This is a genomic window from Ruegeria sp. CDSA021, from assembly GCF_059612325.1.
Window position 1 is genome coordinate 335,934 of the sequence record NZ_JBXWQJ010000001.1, and the last position, 14,249, is coordinate 350,182.

The 14,249-nt window shown below is 57.0% G+C and carries 13 protein-coding genes and 3 tRNA genes; 5 read left to right on the top strand and 11 right to left on the bottom strand.

All coding sequences use genetic code 11. The annotated features are described in order from the left end of the window. Positions 1-2: 2 nt before the first annotated feature. Positions 3-413, bottom strand: coding sequence for a SufE family protein (locus AC2FLD_RS01700; RefSeq protein WP_496669735.1), 411 nt, complete (start codon positions 411-413; stop codon positions 3-5). 140 nt (positions 414-553) lie between these two features. Here AC2FLD_RS01700 and AC2FLD_RS01705 point away from each other — a divergent pair, with 140 nt between their 5' ends. After that, positions 554-1,084, top strand: a complete 531-nt coding sequence (locus tag AC2FLD_RS01705; RefSeq protein ID WP_050602332.1) for a hypothetical protein — start codon at positions 554-556, stop codon at positions 1,082-1,084. 6 nt (positions 1,085-1,090) lie between these two features. Here AC2FLD_RS01705 and rnd read toward each other — a convergent pair whose 3' ends face one another. The 3 genes from rnd to purM form a co-directional block, all read right to left on the bottom strand. After that, a complete protein-coding gene (rnd, locus tag AC2FLD_RS01710) occupies positions 1,091-2,248 on the bottom strand; it encodes a ribonuclease D (RefSeq protein ID WP_496669733.1) in 1,158 nt (385 codons plus the stop codon). A 113-nt stretch (positions 2,249-2,361) separates the two neighbouring features. Further along, positions 2,362-2,958: a phosphoribosylglycinamide formyltransferase gene (gene purN, locus AC2FLD_RS01715; RefSeq protein ID WP_496669731.1), complete on the bottom strand. Its 597-nt coding sequence runs from the start codon at positions 2,956-2,958 to the stop codon at positions 2,362-2,364. After that, positions 2,955-4,001: a phosphoribosylformylglycinamidine cyclo-ligase gene (gene purM, locus AC2FLD_RS01720; RefSeq protein ID WP_496669729.1), complete on the bottom strand. Its 1,047-nt coding sequence runs from the start codon at positions 3,999-4,001 to the stop codon at positions 2,955-2,957. The genes purN and purM overlap by 4 nt, the downstream gene beginning before the upstream one ends. 106 nt (positions 4,002-4,107) lie before the next feature. On the opposite strand from purM, the gene AC2FLD_RS01725 reads away from it, so the two are divergent. Next, a tRNA-Ile gene (locus AC2FLD_RS01725) sits at positions 4,108-4,184 on the top strand. 154 nt (positions 4,185-4,338) lie between these two features. Here the strand turns inward: AC2FLD_RS01725 and AC2FLD_RS01730 are convergent. After that, the gene (locus AC2FLD_RS01730; RefSeq protein ID WP_496669727.1) at positions 4,339-4,875 is read right to left on the bottom strand and encodes a hypothetical protein; all 537 of its coding nucleotides are present in this window, start codon (positions 4,873-4,875) and stop codon (positions 4,339-4,341) included. 97 nt (positions 4,876-4,972) lie between these two features. Beyond that, positions 4,973-6,292, bottom strand: coding sequence for an ATP-binding protein (locus tag AC2FLD_RS01735; protein ID WP_496669725.1), 1,320 nt, complete (start codon positions 6,290-6,292; stop codon positions 4,973-4,975). 44 nt (positions 6,293-6,336) lie between these two features. Here AC2FLD_RS01735 and AC2FLD_RS01740 point away from each other — a divergent pair, with 44 nt between their 5' ends. Both AC2FLD_RS01740 and AC2FLD_RS01745 read left to right on the top strand, forming a co-directional pair. After that, positions 6,337-7,251 (top strand): MBL fold metallo-hydrolase, encoded by a 915-nt coding sequence (locus AC2FLD_RS01740; protein ID WP_496669723.1) that lies wholly within the window; start codon positions 6,337-6,339, stop codon positions 7,249-7,251. A 76-nt stretch (positions 7,252-7,327) separates the two neighbouring features. Beyond that, a tRNA-Asn gene (locus tag AC2FLD_RS01745) sits at positions 7,328-7,402 on the top strand. 198 nt (positions 7,403-7,600) lie between these two features. Here the strand turns inward: AC2FLD_RS01745 and AC2FLD_RS01750 are convergent. Beyond that, positions 7,601-8,200 carry a hypothetical protein gene (locus tag AC2FLD_RS01750; protein WP_496669721.1) on the bottom strand — a complete coding sequence of 200 codons (600 nt, stop codon included), beginning with the start codon at positions 8,198-8,200 and terminating at the stop codon, positions 7,601-7,603. A gap of 336 nt (positions 8,201-8,536) precedes the next feature. Here AC2FLD_RS01750 and AC2FLD_RS01755 point away from each other — a divergent pair. Continuing rightward, positions 8,537-8,611: transfer RNA gene (locus AC2FLD_RS01755), tRNA-Asn, on the top strand. A 21-nt stretch (positions 8,612-8,632) separates the two neighbouring features. Here AC2FLD_RS01755 and AC2FLD_RS01760 read toward each other — a convergent pair. The 4 genes from AC2FLD_RS01760 to zwf all read right to left on the bottom strand — a co-directional run bounded on the left by AC2FLD_RS01760 (position 8,633) and on the right by zwf (position 14,170). Then, the gene (locus AC2FLD_RS01760; RefSeq protein ID WP_496669720.1) at positions 8,633-10,252 is read right to left on the bottom strand and encodes a long-chain-fatty-acid--CoA ligase; all 1,620 of its coding nucleotides are present in this window, start codon (positions 10,250-10,252) and stop codon (positions 8,633-8,635) included. Positions 10,253-10,438: 186 nt separating this feature from the next. Next, positions 10,439-12,043: a glucose-6-phosphate isomerase gene (pgi, locus tag AC2FLD_RS01765; RefSeq protein WP_496669718.1), complete on the bottom strand. Its 1,605-nt coding sequence runs from the start codon at positions 12,041-12,043 to the stop codon at positions 10,439-10,441. A gap of 4 nt (positions 12,044-12,047) precedes the next feature. Then, the gene (gene pgl / locus AC2FLD_RS01770) at positions 12,048-12,719 is read right to left on the bottom strand and encodes a 6-phosphogluconolactonase (RefSeq protein WP_496669716.1); all 672 of its coding nucleotides are present in this window, start codon (positions 12,717-12,719) and stop codon (positions 12,048-12,050) included. Beyond that, positions 12,716-14,170, bottom strand: coding sequence for a glucose-6-phosphate dehydrogenase (gene zwf, locus AC2FLD_RS01775; protein WP_050602322.1), 1,455 nt, complete (start codon positions 14,168-14,170; stop codon positions 12,716-12,718). Before zwf ends, pgl begins: the two co-directional genes overlap by 4 nt. Positions 14,171-14,249 lie beyond the last annotated feature (79 nt).

A 14,249-nucleotide genomic window follows, 5' to 3' on the forward strand; every position in this document is an offset into this window, starting at 1 on the left:
CCTTAGGCGTTTTCCTGGGCCACCTTACGAATGCGTTGGATCATAGCGCGCAGACCGTTGGACCGCTGCGCCGACAGGTGATCGTTCAGCCCCAGACGCGCAAGCTCGGCCCCGGCATCGACACCGGGAACTTCGGCCACCGGCAAACCGTTATACAAAGACCGAAGGACAGCAATCAGCCCGCGTACGATCAAGGCATCGCTGTCGCCATCGAATTTGAAGGTACCGGAGTCGATCATGGGATGCAGCCAAACCTGACTGGCGCACCCATGCACCTTTGTCGCCGGAACCTTAAGCGCGTCATCCAGCGGTTCCATCGCCTTGCCCTGCTCGATGACATGGCGATACCGATCTTCCCAGTCCTCCAGAAACTCGAAATCTTCGACAATGTCCTCAAAGGCGGGCGTGGCCATGGTGCGGCGATCCTTTCGGTTTCGATACAAACAGTGACCTATGCCGACGACCACACTCTGTCCACCCCCTGCGGTGCCTTTTCAACGCGAGGAAATTGCGCTAACCCATTGTCTGAATTCGTGTGAAAAGCTGTGGGTCCATGCAAAAATCTCTGTCCGTTCTCATCATCGCCACGCTGACCCTGACTGCTTGCAGCGGCTGGCGTGACTCTCGGGTGAACCCGTCGAATTGGTTTGGCTCCAGCAGATCGGTTGAGGCTGACGTACCCTCCGACCCCAATGCTGCCGACATCCTTGTACCCAAGCAGCGAGAGGGAACGGGCCTGTTTTCACGTCCTGATGCCGAAGATACAAGCATTCCAATCGGCCAGATTGACGAGTTGCGCATCGACCCAACGCCAAACGGGGCGATCATCTATGCTGCTGGAACAGCCGTCCGTCAGGGTGCGTACAATGCGCGACTGGTTCGTGTGAATTCAGAAGAGAACGAGAAAAATGGCACGATGGAGTTTGTGTTTCGCGTGACCTATCCCGGCGCGCAAACACCGCAGGGCTCCGAACGCACGCGTATGGTGTCGGACGCCGTAAATGTCAGTCGCCAGGACCTTGAAGGTATTCGCTTGGTACGTGTTGTCGGGCAACAGAACGCATTGGAATCGCGGCGGCGCTAACCGCCGTTAAAGCGATACAACCTTGACCGCCTGCCCCTTGGCCGCCAGTGCGATCTTGCCGTCGCACAGCTTCAGCGCGTCCTCGCCAAAGACCTCGAACCGCCAGCCGGACATAGCGGGCAGGTCCCGCTCTCCAGCAGCAATCTGATCCAGCTCAGAGCTTGTGGCGATCAGCTTGGCAGCCACGCCCGAGCTTTCAGTTTTGGATTTCAGCAAAACCCGCAACAAGTCAGACAAAGCCGGGTTGACCTTGAGCTTGTCGCGCGACGTGTCGATAATGGGCAACTTGTCTGCCGGGCAATTCACCCCACGTTTGACAGCGGCCAGAATGCCATCGGCAATCGCGCCCTTGCGCGCCTCGCGCAGCAACAGCCGCGATCCGCCCAGATCCGAGAGCGTCTTGGGTTTGGTTGACGCCAGCTCAACCAAGGCATCGTCTTTGAATACGCGGTTTCGCGGGACGTTGTTTTCCTGCGCATAGGATTCGCGAAACTGTGCAAGTTCCCGTATGACAGCCAGAAACTTGGCCGAATTTGTCCGCGTCTTGACCCGTTTCCACGCTTCTTCCGGACGAATGTCATAAGTGGCAGGCTGAGTCAGCGTGCGCAGTTCTTCCCCCACCCAATGGCTGCGTCTGGTCTTTTCCAGCTCTGCCGCCAGATGCTCGTAAATCTTGCGCAAATGGGTCACATCGGCCAGCGCATACGTTTTCTGTGCATCTGTGAGAGGGCGACGGGACCAATCCGTGAACCGAGAGGTCTTGTCGACCCCTTGCTTGCAAATCTTGCGCACCAGCGTTTCATACCCGACCTGCTCACCAAAGCCGCAGACCATCGCCGCGACCTGTGTGTCGAACAGAGGGTTGGGAAACACACCGGCTTCTACCCAGAAGATCTCAAGATCCTGACGGGCAGCATGGAATACCTTGACCACATCCTCGTTGCGGAACAGCTCGTAAAGCGGTTCAAGCGACAGATCATCGGCCAACGGATCGACCAGAACCGCGCTGTCTTCGTTTTCGGAAGGGACCGCCAATTGCACAAGGCAAAGCTTGGAATAATACGTCCGCTCGCGCAGAAATTCGGTATCGACTGTGATATATGGATAGCCTGCAGCGGCCTTGCAGAAATCGGCCAGCTCTTGCTTCGTCGTCAGGGTTTTCATGCGCCGTACTAGTATCGCTCTTGCTTTTGTGACTGCCCGTTTTTTCTTCGTCCCGAGCGTTAACGACGACCATAGGCCGATTTTCGGGCGGGTGTAAATCACCCAGAGCAGGTTCAGGGCAACAGGATGGACGACCTGTTGCCTTCTGCAAAGCGTCGCAGCACTTCGGGGTAAAGTTTATGCTCCCAAACCAGCACTCGCGCAGCCAGCGTATCCGGGGTATCATCAGGTTCAACAGACACCCGCGCCTGCCCCAGGATCGGGCCATCGTCCAGCGCTGCTGTGACTTCATGGACGGAACATCCATGTTCGATATCCCTTGACTCGATGGCACGGGCATGAGTATGTAAGCCTTTGTATTTCGGCAGCAAAGAGGGGTGGATGTTCAGCATCCGACCCTGAAACCGAGACACGAAGCCCCCTGTCAGTACGCGCATGAAGCCCGCCAGACACACGATGTCAGGCTGTGCGTCTTGCAGGGGCTTCAAAAGCTCAGCCTCAAAAGCGGCGCGGTCCCCATTGAAGGGTCGGTGATCAACAACTGCGGTCGGAATGCCACGGTCCGCAGCTTTTTTGAGCCCGCCCGCCTGTGCATCGTTAGACAGCACCAAACAAGGCCGCGCTGGATGATCGCCGGTCATGCTGTCGACCAGCGACACCATGTTCGACCCGCCCCCGGAAATCAGGATCGCGACGCGCTTGTGGCTCACAGCAGTTTGCCCGAGTAGGCAACACCGGGCGTCTCAGACACGGTGCCGATCCGCGCGACGGTCTCACCGGCGTCGGACAGCAAGGTCGACAGATCATCCGCTTTGCCTGCCTCGCACACCACAATCAGGCCGATACCGCAGTTGAAGGTCTTGAGCATTTCGGCTTCAACAATACCACCAGTTTGCGCCATCCAGCTAAAGACAGGCGGCAGTTGCCAGCTGTCCAGATCGATTTCGACACCCAGTCCTTCGGGCAAAACGCGCGGCAGGTTTTCGGTCAGACCGCCACCTGTGATGTGGGCAAGCGCATGCACACCACCCGCACGGACGGCAGCCAAAGCCGGTTTGACATAAAGACGCGTGGGTGTCAGCAGAGCCTCACCCAGAGTGCCTTCGCCGAAGGGGGACGGCGCATCCCAGCCCAGCCCCGACAGCTCGACCAGCTTGCGCACCAGCGAATAGCCGTTTGAATGCACCCCGTTCGAGGCCAGACCCAGCAGCACGTCACCGGATTGCACGCCTGCGGGCAGATCCGCACCGCGCTCCATCGCACCAACCGAAAACCCGGCCAGGTCGAAATCGCCGTCGGGGTACATGCCCGGCATCTCGGCGGTCTCACCACCGATCAAAGCGCAACCGGACTGCGCACAGCCTTCGGCAATTCCTTCGATGATCCGCGCTGCCGTGTCGGTGTCCAGCTTGCCGGTGGCGAAATAGTCGAGGAAGAAAAGCGGTTCAGCCCCCTGACAGATCAGGTCGTTGACGCACATGGCTACCAGGTCGATGCCAACCCCATCCACAACGCCGGTATCAATCGCAATCCGCAGTTTGGTACCCACGCCATCTGTTGCACCAACCAGAATAGGGTCCTGATACCCCGCAGCTTTCAGGTCGAACAGCGCGCCAAAGCCACCCAGACCGCTCATCACGCCGGGGCGGTTGGTCCGCTTGGCGGCAGGCTTGATCCGATCGACCAGAGCGTTGCCTGCGTCAATGTCCACGCCTGCATCGGCATAGGTGATTCCGTTCTTACCCGCTGTCATGGCTGGTCCCTCATGAATGCTTTGCGGGCGGGTTAGTCTATTGTGCAACATCTTGCAACGGTCAGGCTTGACGTGGGCGTTCACCGTGATAGCAAGACGCCGAGGCGGGCCTGTAGCTCAATTGGTTAGAGCAGAGCGCTCATAACGCTTTGGTTGCGGGTTCAAGTCCTGCCGGGCCTACCAAAATCCGCTAAACACATTGACATAATAAGTTTCATTTCGTTTCGAAGAGCTACCACTACGGCGGACTCCGAAATCTAAGAAAATCAGGTTTATTTCAAACCCGCCCCATAATTCAGAACGCCCTGCAACACTTCTGCGGGATAAACTGCTGGCATTAGTATTCCAAAAACTCTTCCACGGTTTCAGCCAGCCACCAGGGACTTCGTGTATCGTAGAACGTATGTGTCCCGGCCGATTGCGGCAGGTTTCTGACCGTCACAAGATAGTCTTCAAAATCGATCGGAACGGACCAATGTGACGCGTCATACAGCATGGTTAAGTATTCATCTGCAGTCGGTTCGAAATAGTCCGGGTCCGGATCAGGCGGGCCATAGACTTTTGCGAACTCGGCCTGGAAATAATCCATGACATAGGAACAATAAATCACCTGGTTGGCCCGAACCTGAACTGGAATCGGTGCCAGCTCATCCACGTCCTCTTTGACAAAATGCTTGAGTTCAAACGCCATTCCCTGAATCACTTCTTCCTGCATCCAATTGCTGCAGGTGTCGCCAAGCGCAATGAAACTGGCCATACGTTCGAATTTTCGGTCTTCGGCTTCCCGTGCAAACTGAGTAATCGGAACAAGTGCAAACAGTGATGTGACTGTAACGACTATTTTCTCGAAGTTATTGAGAGCTGCTTTAATCATTTTCCCTGAACCCCACGCCGTTTGAAAACGGGGTCAGAATGACATGATCAGACAAAATCACAAAGTTGCATGCTTTTTTTGGCAGCGGCAGGTGCGGCTATCGCCCGATGATAATATCCGCGCACAGCCCGCCCAAACGCTCACTCTTAGCAAGCCGCAACGTTCCGCCATGGGCGCGCGCGATATCCGCGACAATGGCAAGACCCAGGCCCACGCCACTGCCCTGATTCTGATTCCGCGCCGGATCAAGTCGCGTGAAAGGTTTGACCGCCTCGGTGCGTTGCTCGATCGGAATGCCGGGGCCGTCATCCTCAACGCGGACACGCAAGGATTTCGGGTTCACCGTCAGGCTGACCTCAGCTCGGGTGCCATACCGCACCGCGTTTCCGATCAGGTTTTCAACAGCCCTGCGAATGGCTACAGGGCGCAGCATGACGGTCCCCTGCCCCTCGGTCTGGGTCAACTCCACCTCAAGCCCTGCTCGCTTTGAGTCTTCCACGATCTGACGGATGAACGCGTCTGGCTGCACCTCTTCAGGGGGGCCTTCCGAAGCCCCGCGCGAGAAATCCAGAAACGCATCCATCAAAGACTGCATTTCGGTCACATCCTGCTGCAAGGGCGCAGCGTCCTCTTCGGGCAACATCGACAAGCCTAGCTTAAGCCGCGTCAAGGGCGTGCGCAGGTCATGACTGACCCCCGACAACATCAGCGTCCGCTGTTCTATCTGCCGCTCAATCCGGGCGCGCATATCCAGAAAGGCATGTCCAGCCGCGCGGACCTCAATAGCGCCACCAGGAGAATATGGCACCACCCGCCCGCGCCCAAATGCCTGCGCGGCATCGGCAAGGCGCGTGATCGGCCGCAATTGGTTGCGCATGTAAAGAAAGGAAATCGTCGTCATGATGAAGGCAAAAAACACCATTGTAACGATCAACTGATGCGGCGCGACCGGGGATAATCTACGCCTGTCAAAGGTCAGTTCCAAAACTCCCAGATGCGTTTGAACATAGACACGTGCCTCGCGACTGGTCGGCAGGGCAACCGCCACCAGATCGGGTAGATTCGCTATTAGGTCGGCCTGAACCTGCGGCGCGATGAAATCATACCACCGCCGCGCACCAACCATCGGTTCTTCGTTCAGGCCCAGAAACCGAGCCTTCATTTCAAGGGCCTGCAAATCGGGGCGCATGGCCGCCAATGCCTGTTGCTGGGTCTCGGTATCCTCAATCACGGTCGTGATCAAAGTCACTTCACGCGACGCCGCGCGTGTCATCTGGCCTGTGACGTCTTCCAGATGCTTCTGGATAAACGCAACGCCCACCACCAGAAGCAGCACGATCACCGGCAGAACCAGAATCAGAGCCGCCCGGGCGTAGAGGCTACGAGGCAGATAGGGTTTGAGCCATTGCGAGGACATGGGCTAAACCTAGCGGGCCGCCCGGACAAGAGGAAGAGCACAGAATGCAGGCACCTGACAATTTCAATCCACCCGCAGGTGTTGCGGTCGATCTGCAACCGGGGCTGCGGCGTATTCTGGCTCCGAATCCCTCGCCCATGACCTATCGTGGCACCAACACGTACTTGCTGGGCGACGAAGACATCGCGGTGATCGACCCCGGCCCCGAAAATGAGGCGCATCTGAACGCGATTCTGGATGCTGTGACTCCCGGGCAAAGAATCAGCCACATCATCGTGACGCATACGCATCTGGATCACTCGCCCCTTGCTGCCCCCCTGGCGGTGCGGACGGGCGCAGCGATCTATGCCTTTGGCGGACCTGAAGCTGGCCGTAGCGAAGTCATGACCCGTTTGGTCGCACAAGGCATGACGGGGGGCGGCGAAGGTATCGACATCGCGTTTCGTCCAGATGTGGAGCTTGCAGACGGCGAGGTCATTGACGGTGATGGTTGGCAGCTGGAGGTCATTCACACCCCGGGCCATCTGGGAAATCACATCGCACTGGGCTGGCAGGACACCTGTTTCACGGCTGACCACGTGATGGGTTGGGCCAGTTCCTTGGTCTCACCCCCGGACGGAGATTTGACGGATTTCATGGCAGCCTGCCACCGCCTGCGTGCCCGGAACTGGTCGGTTTTTCATGCGGGGCACGGAGCGCCGATCACAGACCCGGCTGGCCGTCTGGAATGGCTGATCAAACACAGGCAATCCCGCGAGGCACAGATTCTGTCGGCTCTGGAACAGGCAGAGGGCACAGCCCGACAACTGGCCGAGCGTATCTATATCGAAACACCCGTCGCCCTGTTGCCTGCTGCAGAACGCAATGTCTTCGCTCATCTTGTTGACCTGAATGGGAAAAACATGGTTCTTCCACGCGGCGAGATTTCTGCCACAGCGGTTTTTCATCGCGTCGCATGACATGAAAAAATTTTTTCGTGCTTCGCGCGCTTCCCCTCTGGACGCCGGGAATCCGGGTTGCTATACGCGCTTCAGTTCCGGCGTAGCTCAGCGGTAGAGCAGTTGACTGTTAATCAATTGGTCGTAGGTTCGATCCCTACCGCCGGAGCCAATCAAATTTTAAATCGAGATATTGGCAATTCCCACTTCGCGGTCCTGAAATCCGCGATTTGTTGGACGTGCTAGGGCAAGCGCTTACTCGACCAAGGTTCATGTCCATTTTTTTGAACACATTTCAAAGAAACGCTGAATTGCCTAAAAGCTTGCCACTCGGTCCCGCGAAGAAAGAAACGCTTTCTAAAACACGCCCCTACGGAAGCGTTAACAACCGAATGACACGAATCAAGCGGTCGGCGGGAATCTGCATCGGCTCTATCTGGAAAATTGCCATGCGGCCAACAAGCTCGGGCTTGGGCAGAAATTCTTCCGCCGCCTGCAGACGTGGGCGGTCTCCGTAGTCGTCGAGCAATAAGGTCACGGGCCGAGTAATGTTGAAGGCTGTTGCCAGGGCACAGCCCACGCGAAACCGACCGTCAACAAGAACCACATCGGGATGTTTGAACCCTTTGCTCTGCCAGATCGAAAGGGGGTATCTGGGATATCGCGCCGATTTTTCCTGGTTTATCGGAAACCCCCACTTTTTGGTTTCACCGACATCAACCCAAGAGATATTGACCTCGGTCCCCGTATTCGGAGGATTCTCGCGAAACCAGCGTCGCATCATTCGAGCCCAGCTTCGATCACTTTCGACACTGAAAACTGCTTTTGATTCCATCTCACCAGCGACCACGGTTGAACCGCCAGAGCCGTATTCAAGAATTACAGAGGCCGCATCATAATGCTTTCGCAAAACACTTTGCGCATCTTCCGGCATGGTAAGAATAGGTTTTTCCAGGTTTGCCGTTTTCAATATGATCTCCGGGTCATTTCGTACTTTATGCCATACGTATGAATTCACCGTGGTCTCTGTTCCGGCAAACTCTTCCGTTACAGAATTCACACCACATGACAGCTAAATCAATAGCGACAGTGGGAATCCGCAGACAAGGGTTACCTTAACACCTGTATCCCGACTTTCAGGATGCAGATGCACCGCAAAAAACGAATTACCACGCAACCTGCAAGGAAGCACCAATAACCCGAAGAGCGACTTTGTTCTCTAATTTAAGGCCGAAAAAAATTTCCTCAAAATCTTGCACGCCGCACTGGACGCCGGGAAACCGGATTGCTATACGGCGCGAACCGTTCCGGCGTAGCTCAGCGGTAGAGCAGTTGACTGTTAATCAATTGGTCGTAGGTTCGATCCCTACCGCCGGAGCCATTCTTCCATAACGTACTGATTTCAGCCCGTCAGGGCATCTTCGAAATCTGCGCGTAGATTGCGTTTCAACACCTTACCCGTAGCATTCAGTGGCAGTGCATCGACAAAGACCACTTTGTCCGGAATCTGCCATTTGGCGATCTTGCCGTCGAAGAACCCCAGCAATTCGCCTTCGCTTGGGTCTTCGCCTTCAGCCTTCACCGCGACCAGCAAGGGTCTTTCGTCCCATTTTGGGTGCGGTACGCCTACCACAGCCGCGGTTGCTAGTTTGGGGTGTGCAACAGCGATGTTTTCAAGCTCGACCGAACTGATCCATTCACCACCGGATTTTATAATGTCCTTGGATCGGTCACGGATAGTCATAAAGCCATCCGGATCCAACGTGGCGACATCGCCCGTAGCGAACCAACCATCCTGCAAAAGCTGCTGATCCTGCAACATAAAATAGCTGTCCAGAACCCAATACCCCCGGACCATTAGATCGCCCTGAGCTTCGCCGTCATGCGGCAGGTCATTGCCATCATCATCGACGATTTTCAGCTCGACCCCAAAGGGTGGTCTGCCCTGGCTCAGGCGGATCGCGTGCTGTTCTTCCAGCGGCAGCTCAAGATGTTTGGCCAGAGGGTAGTTTGCCGTACCCAGCGGGCTCATCTCGCTCATGCCCCAGGCGTGTACCGTGTCGACGCCATAGGTTTCGCGGAAGGTTTCGATCATCGAAGGCGGACAGGCCGAGCCCCCGATCACTGTTCGATCCAGGCTTTTCAACTCAGTCCCGCAATTGGCTGCATGGGCCAGCAGACCTTGCCAAATGGTCGGCACACCCATGGCTAGGGTTACACCATATGTGTCGATCAGGTTGACCAGCGCCTCGCCGTGCAAATCCGGCCCGGGCAAGACCAGCCGCGAACCCGACATGGCGCAGGCATAGGGCGACCCCCAGGCGTTAACGTGGAACATTGGTACGACGGGCATCACAACATCCATCGCGGAAAAGCCGATCACATCCTTCGTGTTCGATGCAAAGCTGTGCAGCAAGGTCGATCTGTGGGAATACAATACGCCTTTCGGATTGCCTGTCGTGCCAGAGGTATAACACAGGCTTGAAGCTGTGTTTTCATCCAGATCAGGCCATGCGAACCCCGCATCTCCTGTTTCGATCAATTCATCATAAAACATCAGACCGGGAATCTGTGACGCCGCCTCTTCATTGCGCGGGCCCATGAGGACAAAATGTCGAACTTCGGTAAGCGCTTCGTGCAGCGCCGCAACCAAAGGGATGAAAGTTGCATCAAAGAACAGCACCCGATCCTGAGCGTGGTTGATGATATATGTCAGCTGCTCGGGGAACAGGCGTGGATTGACCGTATGGCAAACAAAGCCCGCGCCAGAGGTCGCATAATAAACCTCCAGGTGCCGCCTGTTGTTCCACGCCAGGGTTCCGACCCTGTCCTGTGGCTCTAACCCCAGTTTGGTCAGCGCTGATCCCAGACGCCGGGCATTAACCGCAATCTCGGACCAGTTGGTCTTAGAAATCGTGCCATCTGTTTCGACCGAGATAATCCCGGTTTGGCCATGGTAGCTTTCTGCATGATCAATAAGTGACGAAATCAGCAGGGGCTGCGTCATCATCTGTCCCAGCATGGACATCCTCCCGTCATTGGCCGGATCTTAAATGACCCCTGCCTTATCCATCTGACATTAACAGCTAGGGGCATGCCCCATTGCGTCAATCCAGTCGTTTCCTAGGATGGAACCCTGCCAAGCATTTAATTGTCTGACAATAAAAGAATGCAGCCCGCCAGTGCGGCAGGCCGCGTTTTTGGGGCGTTAATCCCGGTGTTTCAACACATAGGCGACCAATGCAGCGGTGGATGCGTCCTTGCCGCCGGCACTCTCGGCACCATCCACAATGGGGCCAAGCGAAGTGGCCAGTTCCTTACCCAGTTCCACCCCCCATTGATCGAAGGAATTGATGTCCAACAGCACACCTTCTACAAACACCCGGTGCTCATAGAGGGCAATGATCTGCCCCAGTACGAACGGTGTGAGTTTCGGATAGATCAGAGTGGTGGACGGGCGATTGCCGGGGAAAACCCGATGCCTGGCTTGACGCTCCAGCTCAGCACCGGTCAGCCCCTTTGCCGCCATGCGGTCACGCGCTTCATCCAGTGACCGGCCGCGCATCAGGGCCTCGGATTGCGCCAGACAATTGGCCAAAAGCAGGCGGTGATGATGGATCAGCTCGGGTTCGTGGCCTTCAGCCGCAACCATGAATTCGCAAGGAATGACGTCCGTGCCCTGATGAATCAGTTGGTAAAAAGCGTGCTGACCGTTTGTGCCCGGCTCGCCCCAGACCACAGGACCTGACGGAACAGTCAGGGAAGAACCATCCATCGCCACCAATTTGCCGTTCGATTCCATCTCCAACTGCTGGAAATAGGCAGGCAGCCGCAACAGCCGCTGATCATAGGGCAGCACTGCGCGGCTGGTATGACCCAGAACCTGACGATGCCAGATGCCAACCAGAGCCAGCATGACAGGCACATTGTCCACCCAATCCGCCGAGCGGAAATGCAGATCCATCGCCTGCCCGCCACGCAGAAAGGCATCAAACGCGTTCGAGCCGACAGCGATCATGACCGGCAAGCCAACCGGCCCCCAGACCGAATAGCGCCCACCAACCCAATCAGCGAAACCGAACACATGCGCCTCGGGAATGCCAAACGCCTGCGTCTTGTCCAACGCGCTCGATACAGCGGCAAACTGCCGGGACGGATCGCCGCCACCTTCGGACATCCAAGCGCGCGCCGTACGTGCATTGGTCATTGTCTCAATGGTCGTGAAAGTTTTCGAGGCAACAATCACCAATGTCCGTGTCGGGTCCAACTGACGCAGAGTGTCGGCGATATGGGCGCCGTCCACGTTCGAAACATAGTGCAGGCGCGGCCCATCATGATACGGGGCCAACGCATGTGTGGCCATGACAGGGCCAAGATCCGATCCCCCGATGCCAATATTGACCACATCGGTAAAGCTACCCCCTGCCCCGGCAATCGCGCCGCCGCGGACTTCTTCAGCAAAGACCCGCATCCGTTGCAACGTGTCCAGAACCTCGGGCATGACGTCCAAACCGTCCACGTCGACCGACCCGCCATCAAGGTTGCGCAAGGCCGTGTGCAGCACCGCGCGTCCCTCGGTTTCGTTAATCTTTTCGCCGGCAAACATCGCATCGCGCCGCGCCGCAAGACTGGCATCTTCGCACAGTTGGATCAGCGCTGAACGAGTATTCTCGCCGATCTGCGTCTTGGAATAATCAAACAGCATATCTCCGGTCGAAGCCGAAAAAGACTCGGCCCTGTTTGCGTCCGCCCCAAACAGATCCAGAATGCGGCGGTCTGTACCCGCCAATGCCTTCACAGCGTCCAGTTGCATAAGCTTACTCCGACCAATGGACTGTCATACCGCTAAGCACTGCGGCGATTGGTGCGTCTTCCGGTGGCAGCGACATGGCTTTTTCCAACGCGTCGCGCTTTGCCTGACCGTGGATGATCAGGTGTTTCGACAAAGCGCCGTCCAAAACCGGCGCGGTCAGGGAAATGCGCGCCTCTGGCTGCACCTCGGTGCGCGCAACGGTAAGTGTAGGCGCGTTGCTGTCCAGCGCCTCGGCCAGCCCTTCCATCCCAGGAAACAACGAAGCCGTATGCATGTCGTCGCCCATCCCGAGAACCAGTACCGACAACGGCAACACCGGCGCAATCAGGGATTCGATTTCCGGCAACGCCGCCTCCGGTTGCGTACCGGGTACATAGAGCGGGATGTAATGCGCGGCAGAGGCCCGGTTGGTCAGCAGCCTTTCACGGATCAGACGCTCGTTCGACCGCTCATGATCGGCAGCTACACACCGTTCATCAGTTGCCAGAACACGCACACGGTCCCACTCAAGGTCAGCGGCGCAGAGGCTGTCAAAAACTGGCCCTGGCGTTGTCCCACCGGGAACCGCCAGCGCAACGGTGTCGTTATGCAGCAATGTGGCTTCAAGCTCGCCCGCCAAGGCATTTGCCACGTCGATAGCAAGCATTTCACGGTCTGCGTATTCCAGAATATTCATGGCTTGATTCCTTGCCAACGGCGACCGTCTCGTTTCATCAGCAGCTCGGCGTCGCCCGGCCCTGTGCTGCCGCTGTCATAAGGTTTGGGCACGTCGCCACGTGCAAGCCACCCGGCGATGATCGGGTCGGTCCAGGCCCAGGCGGCCTCGACCTCGTCCCCACGCATGAACAACGTCTGATTGCCCCGGATCACATCCATCACCAACCGTTCATAGGCATCCGGCGGATCCTGATTTTCGGGCCCCAAGGCCTCGGCAAAGCTCATGTCCAAGGGAACATCGACCAGACGCATCCCGCCCGGTCCCGGCTCTTTGATCGTTACCTTCAGCGTGATCCCTTCGTTGGGCTGCAAGCGGATCGACAACGCATTGGCGTGCCGCCCAGCTTCTTCCCCGAAGATCGAATGCGGCGCGTCCTTGAACATCACATTGATCACGGAAGACCGCGCCACCAAACGCTTGCCCGTGCGCAGATAGAATGGCGTTCCAGCCCACCGCCAGTTGCTGATATGGGCCTTCAACGCGACATAGCTTTCGGTTGTCGAACGTGGATTGCCGACGCAATCCCGATAGCCAGCTCCTTCTGGCCCTGCCGCGAACTGGCCCCGCACAATATGATGGGGCTCAACCGGGTCAAGAGCTCGGATCACCTTGAGTTTCTCGTCGCGCACTGCGTCGGGATCAAATTTGGCCGGAGGTTCCATCGCGATCAGACAGAGCAATTGCATCAGGTGATTCTGCACCATGTCCCGCATGGCGCCTGCGCGCTCATAATACTCTTCTCGCCCCGAAATCCCCACGGTTTCTGCAACCGTTATTTGAATGTGGTCGACATATTGGCTGTTCCACAGGGGCTCGAACAGCATGTTGCCAAACCGCACAGCCATAAGATTCTGCACGGTTTCCTTGCCCAGATAATGGTCGATCCGGTAAATCTGGCTTTCGTCGAAGTGCGCGGCCAGCGTGGCGTTCAGCGCCCGTGCACTGTCCAGATCATGCCCGAACGGTTTTTCCACCACGACACGGGTGTCGTCGGTTGCCAGATCATGCGCCCTCACCCGTTCGGCCAACGGGCCGAACAAACTTGGCCCGACCGAGAAGTAGAACGCCCTAACGCGGTTGGGCGACAGCTTTTCGCTAAGAACATCCCAGCCTTCTGCTGTCATTGCATCTAGCGGCACATAGTCAACCCGCAGCAAAAACCGGGTCAGAGCCCGGCTGTCCTGCGCTCGCCTCGGCGCGTGCTGGCGCAAAGATTCGGCCACCATCTCACGAAACTCTTCCGCAGTATGGTTCGCCCGGGCGGCTGCGATTATCTGCGCATCCTCATGCCATTGCCCGGCACAGAACCGACGAAACAGCGCAGGCAGGATTTTGCGCTGCGCCAGATCACCGGTGCCACCGAAAATGATCAGATCAAAAGGATCAACAGGGATGACGCGTGAAACCATAAGCTGTCCTTACCCCGCCCCCTCGGGCATGTCCAATGTTAGCGCAATCAAAACTGGAAACTCAAAGCTCATCAAAACT

What these genes read in the sequence shown, in the direction of transcription:
- AC2FLD_RS01735 (WP_496669725.1), bottom strand. Translation starts at nt 6,292, where the DNA reads ATGTCCTCGCAATGGCTCAAACCCTATCTGCCTCGTAGCCTCTACGCC.
- pgl (WP_496669716.1), bottom strand. Translation starts at nt 12,719, where the DNA reads ATGAATATTCTGGAATACGCAGACCGTGAAATGCTTGCTATCGACGTG.
- AC2FLD_RS01740 (WP_496669723.1), top strand. Translation starts at nt 6,337, where the DNA reads ATGCAGGCACCTGACAATTTCAATCCACCCGCAGGTGTTGCGGTCGAT.
- purM (WP_496669729.1), bottom strand. Translation starts at nt 4,001, where the DNA reads ATGACAGCGGGTAAGAACGGAATCACCTATGCCGATGCAGGCGTGGAC.
- AC2FLD_RS01705 (WP_050602332.1), top strand. Translation starts at nt 554, where the DNA reads ATGCAAAAATCTCTGTCCGTTCTCATCATCGCCACGCTGACCCTGACT.
- AC2FLD_RS01700 (WP_496669735.1), bottom strand. Translation starts at nt 413, where the DNA reads ATGGCCACGCCCGCCTTTGAGGACATTGTCGAAGATTTCGAGTTTCTG.
- pgi (WP_496669718.1), bottom strand. Translation starts at nt 12,043, where the DNA reads ATGCAACTGGACGCTGTGAAGGCATTGGCGGGTACAGACCGCCGCATT.
- zwf (WP_050602322.1), bottom strand. Translation starts at nt 14,170, where the DNA reads ATGGTTTCACGCGTCATCCCTGTTGATCCTTTTGATCTGATCATTTTC.
- AC2FLD_RS01760 (WP_496669720.1), bottom strand. Translation starts at nt 10,252, where the DNA reads ATGCTGGGACAGATGATGACGCAGCCCCTGCTGATTTCGTCACTTATT.
- rnd (WP_496669733.1), bottom strand. Translation starts at nt 2,248, where the DNA reads ATGAAAACCCTGACGACGAAGCAAGAGCTGGCCGATTTCTGCAAGGCC.
- AC2FLD_RS01730 (WP_496669727.1), bottom strand. Translation starts at nt 4,875, where the DNA reads ATGATTAAAGCAGCTCTCAATAACTTCGAGAAAATAGTCGTTACAGTC.